Origin of the sequence: Bradyrhizobium sp. AZCC 1577 (assembly GCF_036924575.1) — a bacterium.
Classification (GTDB): domain Bacteria; phylum Pseudomonadota; class Alphaproteobacteria; order Rhizobiales; family Xanthobacteraceae; genus Bradyrhizobium.
Genome location: NZ_JAZHRQ010000001.1, coordinates 4,218,411 through 4,237,297 on the forward strand (window position 1 = coordinate 4,218,411; position 18,887 = coordinate 4,237,297).

16 protein-coding genes and 1 tRNA gene are annotated in these 18,887 nt (G+C 61.4%); 12 read left to right on the forward strand and 5 right to left on the reverse strand.

What is annotated here, in order from left to right:
- The first annotated feature begins 841 nt into the window (after positions 1-841).
- Both V1278_RS19890 and V1278_RS19895 read left to right on the forward strand, forming a co-directional pair.
- Positions 842-1,405: a hypothetical protein gene (locus tag V1278_RS19890; RefSeq protein WP_334381967.1), complete on the forward strand. Its 564-nt coding sequence runs from the start codon at positions 842-844 to the stop codon at positions 1,403-1,405.
- A gap of 77 nt (positions 1,406-1,482) precedes the next feature.
- Positions 1,483-1,749 carry a hypothetical protein gene (locus V1278_RS19895; protein ID WP_334381968.1) on the forward strand — a complete coding sequence of 89 codons (267 nt, stop codon included), beginning with the start codon at positions 1,483-1,485 and terminating at the stop codon, positions 1,747-1,749.
- A 12-nt stretch (positions 1,750-1,761) separates the two neighbouring features.
- Here V1278_RS19895 and V1278_RS19900 read toward each other — a convergent pair whose 3' ends face one another.
- Together V1278_RS19900 and V1278_RS19905 are read right to left on the reverse strand one after the other, a co-directional pair.
- Complete coding sequence (locus tag V1278_RS19900; RefSeq protein ID WP_334381969.1) at positions 1,762-2,724, reverse strand: DUF1186 domain-containing protein; 963 nt, start codon at positions 2,722-2,724, stop codon at positions 1,762-1,764.
- A 149-nt stretch (positions 2,725-2,873) separates the two neighbouring features.
- A tRNA-Ser gene (locus V1278_RS19905) sits at positions 2,874-2,967 on the reverse strand.
- A gap of 861 nt (positions 2,968-3,828) precedes the next feature.
- Here V1278_RS19905 and V1278_RS19910 point away from each other — a divergent pair.
- Positions 3,829-5,427, forward strand: a complete 1,599-nt coding sequence (locus V1278_RS19910) for a porin (RefSeq protein WP_334381970.1) — start codon at positions 3,829-3,831, stop codon at positions 5,425-5,427.
- A 262-nt stretch (positions 5,428-5,689) separates the two neighbouring features.
- Entirely contained in the window at positions 5,690-7,333 is a 1,644-nt protein-coding gene (locus tag V1278_RS19915; protein ID WP_334381971.1) for a porin, read from the forward strand.
- Positions 7,334-7,402: 69 nt separating this feature from the next.
- Here V1278_RS19915 and V1278_RS19920 read toward each other — a convergent pair whose 3' ends face one another.
- Positions 7,403-9,631: a lytic transglycosylase domain-containing protein gene (locus V1278_RS19920; RefSeq protein ID WP_442893754.1), complete on the reverse strand. Its 2,229-nt coding sequence runs from the start codon at positions 9,629-9,631 to the stop codon at positions 7,403-7,405.
- A gap of 289 nt (positions 9,632-9,920) precedes the next feature.
- On the opposite strand from V1278_RS19920, the gene dapA reads away from it, so the two are divergent.
- From dapA to V1278_RS19940, 4 genes are all read left to right on the forward strand, one after another.
- Entirely contained in the window at positions 9,921-10,811 is an 891-nt protein-coding gene (gene dapA / locus V1278_RS19925) for a 4-hydroxy-tetrahydrodipicolinate synthase (RefSeq protein ID WP_334363127.1), read from the forward strand.
- Between the two features lie 42 nt (positions 10,812-10,853).
- A complete protein-coding gene (gene mscL, locus V1278_RS19930; protein WP_334363126.1) occupies positions 10,854-11,267 on the forward strand; it encodes a large conductance mechanosensitive channel protein MscL in 414 nt (137 codons plus the stop codon).
- Positions 11,268-11,435: 168 nt separating this feature from the next.
- Positions 11,436-11,909, forward strand: a complete 474-nt coding sequence (gene smpB, locus V1278_RS19935; RefSeq protein ID WP_057845702.1) for an SsrA-binding protein SmpB — start codon at positions 11,436-11,438, stop codon at positions 11,907-11,909.
- A gap of 124 nt (positions 11,910-12,033) precedes the next feature.
- Positions 12,034-12,609 carry a peroxiredoxin gene (locus tag V1278_RS19940; RefSeq protein WP_334381972.1) on the forward strand — a complete coding sequence of 192 codons (576 nt, stop codon included), beginning with the start codon at positions 12,034-12,036 and terminating at the stop codon, positions 12,607-12,609.
- A 34-nt stretch (positions 12,610-12,643) separates the two neighbouring features.
- On the opposite strand, the gene V1278_RS19945 is transcribed toward V1278_RS19940, so the two are convergent.
- On the reverse strand, positions 12,644-13,297 hold the full coding sequence (locus V1278_RS19945; protein WP_334381973.1) for a uracil-DNA glycosylase: 654 nt from the start codon (positions 13,295-13,297) through the stop codon (positions 12,644-12,646).
- 145 nt (positions 13,298-13,442) lie between these two features.
- Entirely contained in the window at positions 13,443-14,072 is a 630-nt protein-coding gene (locus V1278_RS19950) for a LabA-like NYN domain-containing protein (RefSeq protein ID WP_028345653.1), read from the reverse strand.
- A 354-nt stretch (positions 14,073-14,426) separates the two neighbouring features.
- On the opposite strand from V1278_RS19950, the gene rpoZ reads away from it, so the two are divergent.
- From rpoZ to acpS, 4 genes are all read left to right on the forward strand, one after another.
- Positions 14,427-14,819 carry a DNA-directed RNA polymerase subunit omega gene (rpoZ, locus tag V1278_RS19955; protein ID WP_024512695.1) on the forward strand — a complete coding sequence of 131 codons (393 nt, stop codon included), beginning with the start codon at positions 14,427-14,429 and terminating at the stop codon, positions 14,817-14,819.
- A 305-nt stretch (positions 14,820-15,124) separates the two neighbouring features.
- Positions 15,125-17,413: a RelA/SpoT family protein gene (locus V1278_RS19960; RefSeq protein WP_334363121.1), complete on the forward strand. Its 2,289-nt coding sequence runs from the start codon at positions 15,125-15,127 to the stop codon at positions 17,411-17,413.
- A gap of 157 nt (positions 17,414-17,570) precedes the next feature.
- Positions 17,571-18,335 (forward strand): pyridoxine 5'-phosphate synthase, encoded by a 765-nt coding sequence (locus V1278_RS19965; protein ID WP_334363120.1) that lies wholly within the window; start codon positions 17,571-17,573, stop codon positions 18,333-18,335.
- On the forward strand, positions 18,332-18,751 hold the full coding sequence (gene acpS / locus V1278_RS19970; RefSeq protein ID WP_334363119.1) for a holo-ACP synthase: 420 nt from the start codon (positions 18,332-18,334) through the stop codon (positions 18,749-18,751). The genes V1278_RS19965 and acpS overlap by 4 nt, the downstream gene beginning before the upstream one ends.
- Positions 18,752-18,887: the final 136 nt, after the last annotated feature.

An 18,887-nucleotide genomic window follows, 5' to 3' on the forward strand; every position in this document is an offset into this window, starting at 1 on the left:
AGTTGCGAATCGGTGTTCGCGATTCGCAAAAAAGTTCGGTTTTGGCGAGCGGCGATGAGACGCCAACCCTGTACCCACGAAAATTTTTTTATTGCCAAAATTTGCGACTCAGAGTCCGCGCACATGACGTTTCCGCGGCATCAGTGAGTCGCGACGACATCGAGTGTGCATCGAACGTGGTTTGCGCGAATTCAAGAAAGTGCTGCGGCACAGGCGCTTCTTGCAATCTTGACAAACGCCGATGTCGGTCGTTGCGGCACTTTTTGCATCGACATGCGCATCGATCGTTGTGCCATCGAACGAAGTGCTTCGCGCGCGCTCCGATCGCTGCGTCAACACTTCCTTAAGTGGGACGCTGTTTTTTTGAATGTGTTGGTGTATTCGGGATGTAGTGCATCTCGATTCCCGAGTGCACGCAGCGACTAACGAGCCATCTCACTACATTAGGAGGGCAACATGGCTAAGAAGGCTAAGAAGGCGAAGAAAGCGAAGAGCGCAGTGAAGAAGACTGCGAAGAAGACCCGCAAGGTCGCCAAGAAGAAGAAGTAAGTTCGCTTCTTTGAAAATTGCCGGCGGTTCGATGCCGGCACGTCACCCGAGCCCCAAGACGAAACGCTGAAGGCTCTGGTCGACGAAAGAGGGTGTCGGCGAGACATCAGGTCAAACGGCTGGATCGTATTTCGGAAGAGCTTGCTCTTTCAAACCGGTCCGGCAGAAGAAACAGGTTTTCTTCGTTCGGTGCGGGTATCCTTAACTGCCCGCAATTTCATCGGGGCCAAAAGCCCGGCTTGAAATCTGGTCCTGACGTGTTCGCCGACGCCCTCGTTCCCCTGGGGCGTACTTGCCCCCGGAACGCCCGCTTTCGCTGGAGCGCTCCGACAGCCCGCGCATCAGGCGTCCGGCGCTGAAGTTTTCCAAACTCCCTTCATTGTTTGTTGGCCCCGCCGGTTCGGTTCCGCCTGTCGCTCCGGTTCTGGCGCGTTTCGGTTATCCGGCACGCCTTGAACTCGCATGGCCGCAGCGCTGCGCGACGCCGTGTTATCTGCTGGAACCGTCAACGCCCCGATCGGGTGACGGGGTGAATGATGACACCGACATTGGCCGCAATGGTTATCGTTCCGCGAAGCCGCAGGGTAAACCGACTTTCACGATTGGCCACTTCTCCCTGTGCCGCAGATACTTCTGCGATTCCGTGTTCGACGGCGCAAAGTGCGCGTTTACACCCCGTTCATCGCGAACCTTAAACTGCCCTTCAAATTTGTTCAGCCATGATCATCCCAACAACAGACCGAAAAACGGCACGCGCATGATCCGCCAAAGTGTAGGCGGTTTGGCGATCAGATCATGCGCTCTTCTAAATAAGGGCTGCGCGATCGGACGCAAAACCGGTTTCCACTTTTGCTGATCGCGCGCCGGGGATGTCAACAGTGGACAGGGGCCGCGCTCGGGGGAGGGCGGCAACGATAAGAAGGGGAGCTACAGATGTTTCAGGCGCAGATCGATCTCGACACCGCAATTCCGGTGGAGGCGACCGCTATTCCGGATGTGCTGTTCGAGCGCGGCCTTTACTGGGCGAGCGGCCGTTCCGGCGTGGTCAATCTCGTCGCGGCTCACAAATGGTTCAATCTCGCCGCGCTGAAGGGACGCGCGGATGCAATCTCCATGCGCCGCGAGGTGGCCGCCATGATGTCAGATGCCGAAATCGCCACCGCGCAACGCGAGGCGCGTGCGTGGATGACTGCGCATTGAAAGTCGCCGGCGTCACGCCGGCGGCTCTCCGTTGGCAAGGCAGCATTTCTTGGCTTTCTTGCCGCTCCCGCAGGGACATGGATCGTTACGTCCGACGTGGCGCCAGGGATTTCTGACCGGCTCGTTCGGATACACGAAATCGGCCCACGGCGATTTCTCATCGTCTCCTTTGAACACGTCGTCTTCGGACGTGCGCACCCAGGCCAGCGATTCGAGCACATCCTCGATGTATCCGAGATTGGCTTGCGCGAACCGGTCGATGTCGTCGGGCGCGCGTTCGGCTTCGGCAAGATACTCATCAAAGTCAGGGCGACCGATCCACTCCTCGGGAATGCGGTCTTCGTGGAAGGCCTTGTCAACCAGCGGCACCAGGTCGCGCAGGCCGAGCAGGGCGGTCGCCCGCAGCCAGCCGACCCAGGCCTGATCGCCGTCTTCTACCGGCCGTTCCTCATGGAACCGGACAAGAAATCCCTTTAGCCGATCGCGATCGATGCGGCGCTCCCATGCCAGGAAGGTCGCTGCGCCAAACAATGCTTCACGGATGAATCCGTCGATCGAGCTGTCGGCAATCAAGGCCAACAAGCCGTCGGTATCGCCATCGAATACGCCAGCGACGATTTTGGCCAGGCTCTCGGTGACGGTGTCGCCGAGCAGGAAGTCGACATCTTCATAGGGCCGGCGCAGTAGACGCAACAGCGGCTGGCACGCTTCGCGGTTACGAGCTCCGCCCAGGATATGAAGCCCGCGGAACAGCAGCAGGCTTTCATCATCTGACAAGGCCTCGCCATCCGCAGCGCTCTCGAGGACGGCGCGCAATTTCGGCGCGGCTTCTTCGATCCTCGCCGTACAAACCGCGATGGCGAAATCAGGAAGGTCTGCTTCCGTTGCGATGGCATGAAGGTGGTCTTCGATCGGGCCGAGATCAGGCGTGTTCTCGCCATCGCCGAGGATTGCTTCGAGTTCTTCCTTTTTCATGCTGCGCTCCACTGCGTGCTGGGCCGATGCTGATCGGATGCGCTCGCAACGGCAAGAGACGATCCAGCATCATCGCAAATGGCGCGGTGATGGGGTGCGCGACGTCAGGCAAGACCTGCTACCGACGTCTTGGGCTGGATAAGGCGGGCTGGCGGAGCCGGAGGGATTCGAACCCTCGATAGGGCTTTACAACCCTATAACGGTTTAGCAAACCGCCGCCTTCAGCCACTCGGCCACAGCTCCATGAGGGCGGATATGCCCGACGCGAGGGCGAGCCGCAAGCGGCAGATTCAGGTTACGCCGGGGCTATTTGGTGGCGGTGCTGCCGCAGGCGTTCCTTCCGGTCGATCCCGTATCCCGCGGAGCAGCTCACACCGCTTCTTTTCAAGGCTTCGCATTCGATTCGGCGCTGGGGATGTAGCCCCCGACCAAGGGGCTTGGGAGCAGGCGCTTATATAAAGCGTCATCTTCGCCCGAAGCGAATGCATTTCGATCCCGGGGCTTTGGCAGTTCCTCGTGAGCTGGTTCCCTGGGAGCCGCCGGCCGAAACTGGCCATGACGGCGGGGGCGCCGGCTTAGTCTTAATAATACTTGTCGTGACTCGCGCCCAAACCGGCTGCCGCGCGTCGCCTTTTCTATGCGTGTTTGTTCGATGCGGATTCGGCGAATCCCACCATTCGATTCGACGCAATTGAGATCACTCGGAGGGCAGAACCCGTTTGCTGCGCCGCCCACGCAACTATTCACGTGTCAAATAGAACTAATCAAAAATATCTATTAGAAACAAAGTCTTGCAGAAAAACTTCGATCACAAACACGTGTTATTTGTGCAACACCCTTCGGAAAAGGGGCGGAGTCGGGCCGTTCGAAGCGGTTCCTTTGTTGCTTGTGCAGAAGTCCTCGGTAATTGTGATCGGGCGACGGAGGGGGGCATCCCGAGGTCGTCCCGTTTTAGGTGGTTCGCTTAAGTCCCTCGCGTTCATGCGGGAGTGTCCGAAGGCGCGAAGTGGCTAAGCGGGTTTCAGGGGACAAGGGAACCAACCTTAGGGTGTTTTCACCCAGCGGATCCGGAACCTTCCCTACAGAGCAACTTGGAGGTTTAACATGAAGATGGTTAAGAGCCTTATTCTCGGCTCAGCGGCGGGTCTGATCGCCATGAGCGGAGCTCAGGCGGCCGATCTTCCCGTCAAGGCCAAAGCGGTCGAGTACGTGAGGATCTGCTCCCTGTATGGTGCGGGTTTCTTCTATATCCCGGGCACCGACACCTGCATCAAGCTGGGTGGTTATCTGCGCGTCGACACCACGTTCAACGGCGGCATCTACGGCTCGCCGGCGTGGAACGGCGATATCGGTCAGGGCAACCGCTATGCTAATTACTTCGCGGCCCGTTCTCGTCTGGCGCTGACGGTTGATACCCGCACCGCCACTGAATACGGCGTTGTCCGCACCTTCGGTCAGGCCAACATCCAGTTCAGCACGCTCGGCAACACCACCTTCAATCCGAACTCGCTGGCGACTAACCTCGGCAACAACACGAACCTGCTTGACTCAGCAGGCAACGGCTATGTCGCGGTCGACCAGATCTTCCTGCAGTTCGCGGGCTTCACCTTCGGTAAGTCGGTTTCGGCCTTTGCGTCGCCCTGGAACGGCTATCCGGGCAACAACAACTCGAACCTGATCGGCGGTCCGGACTACGTGACCGGCGTCAACAACATCCAGTACACCGCGCAGTTCGGCAACGGCGTGTCGGCCACCATCGGCCTGGACGAACCGACCGTGTACAACCGTACGACCATCGGATATCTGGCAACTTTCCCGGCAACCGCTGCTACTCCCACGGCACTCGCAACCAATCCGTCCAGTTCGGTCTCGACGCTCGGAGTTGCGCCGAACGCCTATGGTGGCGTCCATGCTCCGGATATTGTCGGCAACATCCGCGTCGACCAGGCCTGGGGTCTGTTCCAGATTGGCGGTTTGGCGCATCTCGTGAACCCTTCGTACAACGTGCTGAACTCGGCGGGCTTGCCGACGCCTCTGTCGGAAATCTCCGGTCACCCCGACTCGAAGTGGGGCGGTGCGGTGATGGCGGCCTTGCAGATCAAGAATCTGCCGACCGGTGCGGGCGATGACTTCAAGATCGACGCCACCTACGCCAAGGGCTCCACCAAGTCAGTGATCTCCACCAGCGGCACTTCGCCGAACTTTGCGATGTTCGGCGATACTAGCCGTGCGGGAGCCTATCAGAGCTACGGCTTTGGCTACACCAGTGACGGCGTATACGTCCCGGGTGGCGAGATCGAGCTTACGGATGCCTGGGGCGTCCGTGGTGCGTTCAACCACAACTGGGATCCCTACTGGTCGACCAGCCTCTGGGGTAGCTACGCTCAGGTTCGCTACAATGGTACAGCGACCGCGAACTACTGTGCGGCCTTCGCAGCCCCTGTAACGGGTCGCTCTTTCAGTGGCGACTTCACCTGCAACCCGGACTTCAATGTTGCGATGGTGGGTGCGGTCACCCGCTGGACCCCCGTCAGGAACCTGACGTTCTCGGCTGAAGTCGGTGCGTTCTTCCTCGACCAGAAGATGACGGGTGCGATCACGGCACAAGCTCCGGGCGCTACCAGCCCGAAGCCGGTTGCCACCTACGAGTTCCGGGACCAGAGCACTGTGTTCCTGAACATTCGCGCTCAGCGTAACTTCTGATCCCGAAAGACTTGAAACACTAGGAGAACCCCGGCAGGCAACTGCCGGGGTTTTTCATTGCAGCCCACATCTTTTGTTGTGAGTCGAATCTCCGTAGCAGAACAGCCACACCGGCGCGTTAAACTGAAACTCTTCACGGCGTTGTCATTCCACGCAAAAATTTTTGGATTACGTATGCAGCATGCATTTGCATGAAGCGCGGGGCATCGCGGGACACAACTTGCATAAGTCGCGGGGCATCGCGAACAGGAGATATATAACAATGAAAACAGCGCGAACTTTAATTTTAAGCTCGGCGGCAGGCTTGATCGCCCTGAGCGGCGCACAAGCGGCCGACCTTCCGGTCAAAGCCAAGGCAGTCGAATATGTCAGGGTCTGCTCGCTTTACGGCGCCGGCTTCTTCTACATCCCGGGCAGCGACACCTGCATCAAGCTCGGCGGCTACCTGCGCGCGGACGTCACGTTCAACGGCGGTGCGCACGGCGCCCCCGCCTGGAACGGTGATATCGGTCAGCAGAACCGCTACGCTAATTACTTCGTGGCCCGCTCCCGTATGGCGCTGACGGTCGATACCCGCACCGCTACCGAATACGGCGTCGTCCGCACCTTCGGCCAGGCTGACATTCAGTTCACCACGCTCGGCGGCAGCACGTTCAACCCCAACTCCCTCGCGACTAACCTCGGCAACAACCCGCAGCTTCTTGACACCGCGGGCAACGGCTATGTCGCGGTCGAATTCGTTTTCATCCAGTTCGCCGGCTTCACCTTCGGTAAGTCCGCCTCAGCCTATGCCACGCCGTGGCAGGGTTTCCCGGGCAATATCAACTCCTCCTTGCTCGGCGGTCACAACACCGATACCGGCGTCAACAACATCCAGTACACCGCCGAGTTCGGAAACGGCGTGTCGGCCTCGATCGGTCTCGACGACCCGACGGTGTGGGATCGCACCAGTGTCGGATATTTGGCGCTCTTCCCAGCCACTGCTGCCACTCCAACTGCACTCGCGACCAATCCGACCAGTTCAGTCAACGCGGTGGGGATTCCGTCCAACGCCTATGCCGGCGTCCACGCGCCCGACATCGTCGGCAGAATCCGGGTGGATCAGGCCTGGGGTCTGTTCCAGCTTTCGGCAGCCGCGCATGAAGTGAACGGTTCGTACAACACGCTGGGCGCGGGCGCTGTCCCGACCGCACTTTCCGAAATCAGCGGCCACCCCGAGAGCAAGTGGGGCGGCGCGGTGATGGCGGCGTTGCAGATCAAGAACATTCCGACCGGTGCAGGCGACGACATCAAGCTCGACGTTTCCTACGCCAAGGGCGCCACCAAGTACGTTATCGCCACCAGCGGCACCTCGCCGAACTTCGCGATGTTCGGCGATAGCGGCTTCGGCTATCAGAGCGTCGGCTTCGGCGCGACCACCGACGGCGTCTATTTCCCGGGCGCGGCCGGTACCGGCGGTATCGCTTTGACGACGGCCTGGGGCGTCCGTGGCGCGTTCAACCACAACTGGAATCCGAACTGGTCGACCAGCCTGTTCGGCAGCTACTCTGCCGTCAGGTACGATGGTGGCGCGAACGACAATCTGCTCGGTGCAGGAACCTCGACGGCCAAGGGCGCTTACTGCGCCGCTTTCAACGTTAGCCACCCGGGTCAGGCGTTGGTCGGGAATGCTGCGGGCAGCTATACCTGTAACCCCGACTTCAACGTCTCGCAGCTCGGCGTCGTTACCCGTTGGACCCCGGTCAAGAACCTGACCTTCTCGGGCGAAGTCCAGTGGTTCCATCTCGACCAGAAGATGTCGGGCTCCTCGGTGTTCACGGCGACCGCTCCGAAGCCGAACGCGCTCTACGAGTTCAAGGATCAGGACACGGTCCTACTCCAGTTCCGCGCCCAGCGTAACTTCTGACATTGATCCCGGGGCGATGCGGCAGAAGTCGCATCGCCCTTGGCGCCGTACATCAAATCTGTGCTGCTGCTATTCGACGCTGGCGCCGCGGTGCAGGTCGGCTTCAATTTGAAGCTTGGTCCCGCCGCCGAACCGCGCGCGATAGACCTGCAGGTTCTCCATAATCCGCTGCACATAGTTGCGCGTCTCGGAGAACGGGATCTGCTCGACCCAATCGACCGCGTCGACCTTGGGATCGCGGGGATCACCGTAACGCTCGATCCATTTCTTGACGCTGCCGCGACCGGCATTGTAGCCCGCGAAGGTCAGAATGTAGGAGCCGCGATAGTCCTCGAGCAGCCCGCCGAGCTCGGCCGCGCCGAGCATGGCGTTGTAGACCGAGTCCGTCTTCATCCGCTGAAGGTCAAAGCTGACGCCGGCCCGCTTGCAGACATAGCGACCGGCGTCCGGCGTCACCTGCATCAGCCCGTAGGCCTGGGCCGGTGAGACCACGGCCGGATTGAAGGCGCTTTCCTGCCGCGCGATCGAATAGACGACGCTGGGCTCGACCTCGGGCCCGATCTGCTTGAACGACGGGATGCCGGTGACGGGATAGGCGTAGACGTCGAACGGCAGGCCGCGATTGAGCGCGGCCTTGCCGAGCAGCAGCATGCCGCGGGCGTCGTGGTGGCGCGAGGTGAGCTCACCGAGACCCACCAGGGCTTCGGGATCGCCGTTCTCACCCATGTCGGCGAAAATCGGGATCGCGAGTTCGCGCTCGTCGAGGTCATACAGCAACTGCACCGCGCGAACGATCTCGAATCGCTCGACGCCGCGGCCGCGGGCGCTCGGGACGCCATTCAACTGAAGCTGCGGCAGGCCGAGCTTGGCGCGGGCGAGCTGACCATAATAACTGGTCGATTGTTCGGCCGCGCGCCCATAGGCCGCGCGGGCCTCTTGCGCGCGACCGGCCGCTTCCGCCGCGCGGCCTTGCCAATAGCCGGCGCGCGCCAATGCAGTCGGGTTTGCGCTGCCGACGCCGATGCGCGCGAAGTGCTGGGCTGCGACCGCAGGATCTTTCAGGAACCGCAGCGCAATCCAGCCAGCGGTGAATTCCTGTTCGGTCTTGTAGATGTCGCGCGTCGGCAGCGCCGCATCCCGCGCGATCAGATACGCGGTGCGATGCTCGCCGACATCGAGCATCTTGCGCGCCAGCAAGCGTCGCTCGATCCACCATTCGTTGAGATTGTGCAGGCGATTCGGGTCTTTCGGCGCGCTCAGCATGAGCTGCACGGCCTCATTGAACTTCTCTTCGCGGCGTAGGAGCTGGATTTTCGCGAAGATGTAGCCGGTTTCGCCGTGCAATTCGTGCGGCACCGCCTCAAGCAGCGCCCTGAGGTTGGAAGACTTCTTGTTGGCCGCGATCCGCGCTTTCGCAAGCGCGACGTGGCCTGAGCCGAGCCGCTTCGCGGCCCGCATGCCGCCGGCTTCCTGCTCGGTGCTGTAAAGCAGCGACTCCATCCGTGCCTTGTGGTCGCCCGCCGTCAGCAGCGCGCCGAACATATCGAGCGCGGCGTTCTCGGTGTCTTCCGACATGCCGTCGTGACGCCAGCCCTCGCGGACCAGCCGTTCGGCATTCGCGCGATCGCCGCGCGCGAGCATCGCCTTCGCCAGCGCGAACTTGCCCTTGGCCGAGATCGGCGATTCGTTCTCGAACCACGACCAGACGGTCGAATCGTCGCGGCGGTCGTCCCACAGCGCGGCCTCGATGCGCCGGCGCATGAAAGTCTGCGACGGCCAACTCGGATTGGCTGAAACAAACGCACGGTAGCGCTCGACCGAGGCATTGTTGTTGTCGCTGCGCAGGATCAGCCATTCCGCGAGCTTGCGAGCGACAGGGTCCGAGATCGCGGCTTGCACCTGCGTTGCATCGCCGGGCTTCTGCTTGCGCACCAATTCGATGACGTTCTCCAGCGCGTCCTTGTCGGCCTGAGAGGTCGAGGAGGTCGCGGCCACTGCGGCTGGGGCGTGTCTGCGCGGAGGCGGCGCGACAGCATGCTGGCGGGTCGCAGGCGCCAGAACAGGCGGCGGCGGGGCCGGCGCTGCATGCGCCGGCGCAGTCGATGCAGCCGGGGTGCCGGTGTTCGCCGTCGGCGCGGACTTGGGAACGACGTTGCGGGCAATCGGCCGCGGCTTCGGCACGGGAACTTTTGACTTGGCCCAGCTTTCCAGAGGGAAGGAGGTCAGTCCGACCGCCAGCGCTAGGCTTGTGGCCAGTGCGGTCGATCGCAACGCGGCGGCGCGGGCGGAAGGGATCACGGCTTTCCTCTGCGGCGGCGAATCATTCAATCGCTCCAGCCTTGGTCTATTTTGATTGAATATGTGGACAAAATGCTAAAAGCGTCGCGTTGGACCTGTTTGCGCCATCACCGCGGCAAAATCGCGGCTATCGGCCTTCGAGAAAGGCAAATGTCGGCCCGCGGCAGGAAAGCGTGTTGGAACAAGGCGCTAAGCGCCTGATGCACGGCCCTTTCGTCTGGTCGCCAGACCCGATATGAATTGAAATCCAGTTTCAGTCGTGCCGTTTCTTAAGCGTTGGAGGAAGTCCATGGCAGCCAAGACAAAATTTCGGGGGTCGTTCACCGCCTTGGTCACGCCATTCAAGAACGGCTCGGTCGACGAGTCCGCTTTCCGCGGCTTGGTGAACTGGCAGATCGCCGAAGGCACCCACGGCCTGGTCCCGGTCGGCACGACCGGTGAAAGTCCGACGCTGAGCCATGACGAGCACAAGCGCGTGGTCGAATGGTGCATCGACGAGGCGAAGGGCAAGGTGCCGGTGATTGCCGGCGCGGGCTCGAACTCGACCAAGGAAGCGGTCGAGCTTGCCGAGCATGCGGAAAAGGCGGGAGCGGATGCGGTGCTGGTGGTGACGCCGTACTACAACAAGCCCACCCAGGAAGGCATGTACCAGCACTTCAAGGCGATCAACGATGCCATCGGCATTCCGATCATCATCTACAACATTCCCGGCCGTTCCGTGATCGACATGTCGGTCGAGACCATGACGCGGCTATTCGCGCTGAAGAACATCGCCGGCGTCAAGGATGCGACCGCCAGCATGGTGCGGGTATCGCAGCAGCGCGCGGCGATGGGCGAGGACTTCAACCAATTGTCGGGCGAGGACGCCACCATCCTCGGCTACATGGCGCATGGCGGCCATGGCTGCATCTCGGTCACGTCTAACGTCGCGCCGCGGCTGTGCTCCGAATTCCACGCGGCATGGCAGAAGGGAGATCATGCCACCGCGCTCAAGCTGCACGACAAGCTGATGCCGCTGCACAACAACCTCTTCATCGAAAGCAATCCGGCGCCGGTGAAATACGCGCTCTCGCTGCTCGGCAAGATCGACGAGAAGCTGCGGCTGCCGATGGTGCCGGTTACCGAGCCGACGCGCCTCGCCGTGCGCAGCGCCATGGTCCATGCCGGCCTGATCAACTAGGTCGGTTCCGCTTCGCCTGAAGAACGAAGAGGGGAAGCCAACATGCTGAAGGAATTCCGCGAATTCGCGATGAAGGGTAACGTCGTCGACCTCGCGGTTGGCGTGATCATCGGTGCGGCCTTCGGCGCCATCGTGACCTCGCTGGTCGGCGACGTCATCATGCCGGTCATCGGCGCGATCACAGGCGGTCTTGATTTCTCCAACTATTTCACGCCACTGTCGAAGGCGGTAAACGCCAGCAACCTGGCGGACGCCAAAAAGCAAGGCGCCGTACTGGCTTGGGGAAATTTCCTTACGCTGACGCTGAACTTCCTCATCGTCGCCTTTGTGCTGTTCGTCGTTATTCGCGCGATGAACAAGCTGAAGCGCAAGGACGAAGCTGCGCCCGCGCCGCCGAAGTTGACCCGACAGGAAGAACTGCTGATCGAGATCCGCGATCTGCTCAAGAAGGGCTAGTGCCGCCGATTTGAGGTCACCACAGTGTTTGCCGCGAGTCCGCGTGGGGACCTCAAATCGAAAAGCGGCCCTAGCAATCATAAGTTTGCTGGTGCCCTTTGTCTTCTTCCGAAGTTCGTATAACGGGCTCCGCAATTACTGTACGAACTTCGGAATAGGGCACTAGCCGTGGCTGATAAGAACGAACGCCCAATCAAGGTCGTCGCCGAAAACCGGAAGGCCCGATTCAATTATGCAATCGAGGACACGGTTGAGGCCGGCATCGCGCTGACCGGCACCGAAGTGAAGTCGATCCGCAATGGCAAGACCACCATTGCGGAGTCCTATGCGGATTCCAAGGACGGCGAGATCTGGTTGATAAACGCCAATATTCCGGAGTATCTGCAGGCCAACCGCTTCAACCACGAGCCGAAACGGCCGCGCAAATTGCTGTTGCACCGAAAGCAGATCAACAAGCTGATGGGCGCAGTCGATCGCGAAGGCATGACGCTGATTCCGCTAAAGCTCTATTTCAACGAGCGCGGCCGCGCCAAGCTGTTGCTGGCGATCGCCAAGGGCAAGAAGCTGCACGACAAGCGCGAGAGCGAAAAGAAGCGCGACTGGGGCCGGGAAAAAGGCCGCCTGATGCGGGCGAGAGGATAGAGGGCGAATAGTTCGTAGGATGGGTAGAGCGCAGCGAAACCCATCAAAGCGCTCGTTGATTGGAGCTCTATGTTGATGGGTATCGCTTCGCTCAACCCATCCTACGACGGAAGTGGAGCCTGAAATGAACCAGAAAAACCTGCATGAAGTCGACTGGAGCAAGATCCCCCCGCCGGTCGACGACGGCGCGGCGGCGCATCTCGTCGGCATGGCGATTCCGCCGATCACGCTGCTGGCCACCGACGATAGTTCGGTGACGCTCTCGGCGCTTCCCGGCCGCACCGTGGTGTTCGCCTATCCCCGCACCGGGTCGCCGGGCAAGATCAGCCTGGTCGACGACTGGGACATGATTCCCGGCGCGCGCGGCTGCACGCCGCAAACCTGCTCGTTCCGCGATCTGTTTGGGGAGTTGAAAGCGGCCGGCACCAGGCAGGTGTTCGGCCTATCGACCCAGGACAACGTCTACCAGACCGAAATGGCGTCACGGCTGCATTTGCCGTTTCCGGTTCTGTCGGATGAAAAGCTTAAGCTCACCCGCGCTCTGAATTTGCCGACGATGGAGGTGGCGGGACTGACGTTGATCAAGCGGCTGGCGCTGATCGTGGACGATGGGCGCATTGCCCACGTGTTCTATCCGGTTTTCCCGCCCGACCGGAACGCCGCCGACGTACTGGCATGGCTGAGGGAAAATCCGCGGTAAAGGTGTTCTGTTCGCTTTGCCCACCCTTACGACTCTACGTGTCCAAGTCCTTCCGCACTTTCGCAAAGACGTCGCGAAACATCTCCGGTGTCAGCACCCGCGTGTTGGTGTTGTAGCGTGAGCAGTGATAGCTGTCGTAGAGCTTGATATTGCCCGCCTTGTGCACAGCGCCGTGCGCAAAGGGGGCCGCGCCATTGCGCAGGCCGAGCGCCTTCAGGGTCGAGTCATGTGCAATGCGGCCGAGCAGCACGATCGCGCGCAGTTTGGGCATGGTCGCAATTGTCGTCGCCAGAAATTGCCGGCAGGTGCTGATCTCGACCGGCAGCGGCTTGTTTTGCGGCGGCACGCAGCGCACCGCGTTGCTGATCCGGCAGTCAACGAGCTCCAGTCCGTCGTCCGGTCGCGCCTGGTAGACGCCCTTCGCAAAGCCGTATTCCAGCAGGGTCGCATACAAGAGATCGCCGGCGTAGTCGCCGGTGAACGGGCGTCCGGTCCGGTTGGCTCCCTGCAGGCCCGGCGCCAGCCCGACAATCAACAGTTGCGCGGAGGCATCGCCGAACGAAGCGACCGGCGAGTTGTGCCAGCCTGGCTCGCGGGCACGAGCCTGCGCGCGGAATTCGGCGAGTCTCGGGCAGAGCGGGCAGTCGCGGTCGGGTTCGGCGGCCGCAGGGGCGGGGAGATTAGCCATCAGTCCAAAGCATTTTCGAGCGAAATCCAGTCACGGACCTGATCCGGCGTCGATACCGGTTCGCCTCAGATGCGCGCGCCAAAACAAAAAGCCCCGGTTCTGTTTTCAATCAGAACCGAGGCTCTAGCAGTGTACTGGCTCATGCTCAATCGTCGAAATCGTCGTCGCCGGCGCGTGGCGCCACGGTGGTCGCGCGCTGCAGGAATTGCGGCGAGTGGTGACGCGGCTCGCGCGGGGCAGGGCGCTCGGAGGGATCGCGGCCCAGCTTTGATTGCAGCTCGACAAGATCGGTGAAGACATCGGCCTGGCGGCGCAGTTCGTCGGCGATCATCGGCGGCTGGCTCGAAATGGTCGACACGACCGTAACGCGAACGCCGCGGCGCTGCACCGCTTCAACCAGCGAGCGGAAATCGCCGTCGCCCGAAAACAACACGATCTGATCGACATGCTCGGCGAGTTCCATGGCATCGACGGCGAGTTCGATATCCATGTTGCCCTTCACCTTGCGGCGGCCGGATGCGTCGATGAATTCCTTCGTTGCCTTGGTGACGACGGTGTAGCCGTTGTAGTCGAGCCAGTCGATCAATGGACGGATCGAGGAGTATTCCTGATCCTCGATGATTGCCGTGTAGTAAAACGCACGCAACAGCGTTCCTCGGCTCTGAAATTCCTTGAGAAGGCGCTTGTAATCGATGTCGAAGCCGAGCGTCTTGGCCGTTGCGTAGAGGTTGGCGCCATCGATGAAGAGCGCAATCTTGTTGGAAGCTGGTGACATCAAATGGTTCTCACGTTGTTGTTAGCTTTTCTAGCGCAGCGGCCAACGACCGCGCGCACTTTCCAGTTCTGTTGCCTAAAGTTCGGTGAATCGTGCCCCACGACAGTCACCACTGCAATTATGGTGAGGCGAGGGCGAAAAACCTATACTTTTGACATGCAATGAAGAGATTTACTTGTCCTGTACGGCAACCCTGCCGCGTCTGGACGCTCCGGCCCTTCTGGCCCCAAGGGTTGGCGTATCAGAGCCCGTTGGGAAGGCAAATCACAAATTTGGTCTTGCGAAAGGCCGCCTGCCACTATAACTAGCGCCCATAACCGACATATTTGGCCCCATTTAACGGAGCGACAGTCTATGGCGCGCGTCACCGTGGAAGATTGCATCGACAAGGTCGACAACCGGTTCGACCTGGTGCTGCTGGCGGCGCATCGCGCCCGTATGATTTCGTCCGGATCGCAACTCACGGTTGATCGCGATAACGACAAAAATCCGGTCGTTTCGCTGCGGGAAATCGCCGATTCCACTATTTCCCCGGAAGACCTCCGCGAGGAACTGGTTCATTCCCTGCAGAAATTCGTCGAGGTCGACGAGCCTGAGCCCGATACCGTGCCTTTGATCGGCTCGGCCGGCGCCAGCGTCGATGCCGACGACACCGAGGTTGCGGTCGAGCGCATGACCGAGGAAGAACTCCTCAAGGGGCTGGAAGGCCTGGCGCCGCCGGAAGAGCAGCCCGAAGAGGACGAGTAACCCGGAACCTTCCGGTCCGTCCCGAACTCCCGATCTGCCAAAGGCCCGGACGCCAGTCCGGGCCTTTGCTTTTGTTGACATTTTTGCGGTTACAATGCGTCCTTGGCGGGCGCGGCCGAAAACGGCTGACTCGCCGGGCCGACAGGCCATCGGGTTGGGCGTTGGATGGCCGCAGGCCCAAGCGAAATTGAACCGTATCGCGGCCCGCGCGGCGTGTATCGCCGTTCGAAAACGCATTAGATACGTAAACGAGATACGTAAACGGCGGGACCCGTCCGCGTCTGGTGGAAGAAGGTAGTGATGTGATGGCGTATTGGCGCCGCAGCTCCTGGCAAATGCAGGCCGCGACCGGCCAGGTCGCGGTTGCGCCGGGGTCGGCTGTGGCGGAGAAGCCGAAGCGCTCGCGCATGATGCGGCAATACGATCTGGTCGAGCGCGTCCGCTCGTACAATCCGGATACCAACGAAGACCTGCTCAATCGCGCCTATGTCTACGCCATGAAGGCGCATGGCACGCAGACGCGCGCGTCCGGCGATCCCTATTTCTCGCATCCGCTCGAGGTCGCGGCGATCCTGACCAACCTCAAGCTCGACGACGCCACCATCGTCGCCGCGCTGCTGCACGACACTATCGAGGATACCGAGGCGACGCGCGCCGAGATCGACAATATCTTCGGTCACGAGATCGGCGCGCTGGTCGAAGGGCTCACCAAACTGAAGCGGCTGGAGTTGGTCTCGCGCGAAGCCAAGCAGGCCGAGAACCTGCGCAAGCTCTTGCTGGCGATCGCCGACGACGTCCGGGTGCTCCTGATCAAGCTCGCCGATCGCCTGCATAACATGCGCACGCTGGAATTCGTGCCGCACGCCTCGCGCCGCCGCATTGCCGAGGAGACGCTCGACATCTATGCGCCGCTCGCTGGTCGCATGGGTATGCATGAGATGCGCGAGGAACTGGAAGATCTATCCTTCCACGTGCTCGATCCCGAAGCCTATGCGGTGGTGAAGCAGCGGCTCGACGCGCTTGCCGACCGCAACCGCAATCTGATTGGCGAGATCGAAAGCCAGCTCTCCAAGAACCTGCAGAAGAACGGCATCACTGCGCGCGTCTATGGCCGCCGCAAGCAACCGTTCTCGATCTGGACTAAAATGGAGCGCAAGTCGGTCGGCTTCGAGCAACTGTCGGACATCTACGGCTTCCGCATCATTCTGAGCGACGCCGAGTCTTGCTACCGCGCGCTCGGCGTGGTGCATACCACCTGGCCGGTGGTGCCGGGGCGTTTCAAGGACTACATCTCGACGCCGAAGCAGAACGACTATCGCTCGCTGCACACCACCGTGATCGGTCCCGGCAACCAGCGCGTGGAATTGCAGATCCGTACCGAGGAAATGAACCGGGTCGCCGAGTTCGGCATTGCCGCGCACGCCTTCTACAAGGACGGCATGGGCTCGCCGACCGAGCGGCTCAAGCACGAATCCAACGCCTTTGCCTGGCTGCGCCATACTATCGGAATTCTCTCCGACAGCGCCAATCCGGAAGAGTTTCTGGAGCACACCAAGCTCGAATTGTTCCACGACCAGGTGTTCTGCTTCACCCCGAAGGGCAAACTGATCGCGCTGCCGCGGCAAGCCAATGTGATCGACTTCGCCTATGCGGTGCATACCGATGTCGGCAACTCGGCAGTCGGCTGCAAGATCAACGGCAAATTCGCGCCGCTGTCGTCCGAATTGCAGAACGGCGACGAGGTCGAGGTTTTGACCTCGCAGGCGCAGTCGGCGCCGCCCTCGGCCTGGGAATCGCTCGCGATCACCGGCAAGGCGCGCGCGGCGATCCGGCGCGCGACCCGTACCGCGGTGCGCGATCAATATGCGGGACTTGGCCGCCGCATCGTCGACCGCCTGTTTGCCCGCGCCAAGATCGAATACGCCGACGACAAGCTGAAGGGTGCATTGCCGCGCCTGGCGCGCGCCTCGATCGAGGACGTGATGGCCTCCGTCGGACGTGGTGAACTGAAGGCCTCCGACGTCGCCCGCGCGATGTACCCGGACTACAAGGAAGAGCGGTTGGTGAAGTACGGGGCGGCCAAGAAGAGCCTCGCGGTAAAATTGAAGCTGAAGTCGCCGCCGCATCCGGCGCGCAGCACCTCCGTGATCCCGGTGCGCGGCATCAATTCGGATTTGCCGGTGAAATTTGCGCCGAACGGTGGTGCGGTTCCGGGCGACCGCATCGTCGGCATCGTCACGCCGGGCGAGGGGATCACGATCTATCCGATCCAGTCGCCGGCGCTGAAGGATTTCGAGGAGGAGCCGGAGCGTTGGCTCGACGTGCGCTGGGACATCGATGAAGCCATGCCGCAGCGTTTCCCGGCGCGGATCCTGGTGCACAACGTCAACGAGCCCGGCAGCCTCGCCCAGGTCGCCACCGTGATCGCCGAGCACGACGGCAATATCGACAATATCAGCATGTCGCGCCGCTCGCCCGATTTCACCGAGCTGACCATCGATCTCGAGGTCTATGACCTCAAGCATCTCAGTGCAATTATCGCTCAATTGCGTGCCAAGGCCGTCGTCGCCAAGGTCGAGCGTGTCAATGGGTAGGCGATATCGTCATTGCAGGGCAAAAGCGCGAAGCGCGTCTCTTGCACTAAGCGACCCGGCAATCCATCCTTCTCAAGTAGATGGATGCGCAGGTCACGCCCGCGCATGACGTTCTGTGCTATCGAAGTCGCCCGTAAGCTTGCCTGTGAGTCCGGTCATGCCCGTTCCCCCGCTCCGCCTCGGCGTCAATGTCGACCACGTCGCCACCTTGCGCAACGCGCGGCGCGGCGAGCGGCCGGATCCGGTGCGCGCCGCGCTATTGGCGATCGAGGCCGGCGCCGACGGCATCACCGCGCATCTGCGTGAGGACCGCCGCCACATCCGCGACAGCGACATGGCCCGGCTGAAGGCCGAAATATCGAAACCGCTGAATTTCGAGATGGCGGCAACGGAAGACATGCTGCGGATTTCGCTAGCGACAAAACCCCACGCCGTATGCCTGGTGCCGGAGCGCCGCGAAGAACTCACCACCGAGGGCGGGCTCGACGTGGTCGGACAGCACAACGTGCTGGCCCCGTTCATCGCGCGGCTCAACGATGCCGGCATCCGGGTGTCGCTGTTCATCGCCGCCGACCCGCCGCAGATCGAGATGGCGGCAAAGTTGCGCGCACCCGTGATCGAGATCCACACCGGCGGCTGGTGCGACGCCGTGGTCGACGGCCACGCTGACAAGGCCGAGGCGGAATGGCGGCGAATCGTCGAGGGCGCCGCCTTGGCGCGCGCGGCGGGGCTGGAGGTTCATGCCGGCCACGGCCTCGACTACCAGACCGCCGAGACGATTTCAGCGCTACCTGAGATCGCCGAGCTCAACATCGGCTATTTCATGATGGGGGAGGCCCTGTTCGTCGGCCTTGGCGAGACTGTGCGACAGATGCGCTCCGCAATGGACCGTGGCCGCCAGAAAGTCGCGGGCCGGCCATGATCATCGGCATCGGTTCCGACCTGATCGACATCACACGGGTTGCCAAGGTGATCGAGCGCCATGGCGACCGCTTCCTCGACCGCATCTTTACCGACACCGAGCGCGCCAAGGCGGCGCGCCGCGCCAACAGCGAAAAAATGGTGGTCGCGACCTATGCCAAGCGGTTCGCGGCCAAGGAGGCCTGTTCCAAGGCTCTCGGCACCGGCATCCGGCGTGGCGTCTGGTGGCGGGACATGGGGGTGGTGAACATGCCGGGGGGACGGCCGACCATGAAACTCACCGGCGGCGCGCTGGCCCGGCTCGAAGCGTTGACGCCGGAGGGCTTCGAGGCGCGAATCGATCTGTCGATCACCGACGACTGGCCGCTGGCGCAGGCCTTCGTCATAATTTCGGCGGTCACACCCGGCAAATCATGAACCGCGCAGGCGTTTGCGCCGGGGAAGCGGGAAAACTAAAAACCATTGAGATATCAATGGATTATGAAGTTTTGACAAGGCGCTTGATTGCGCGCCCACGAACAACCGTCTAAAAACGCCGCCAACGACCTGTTCG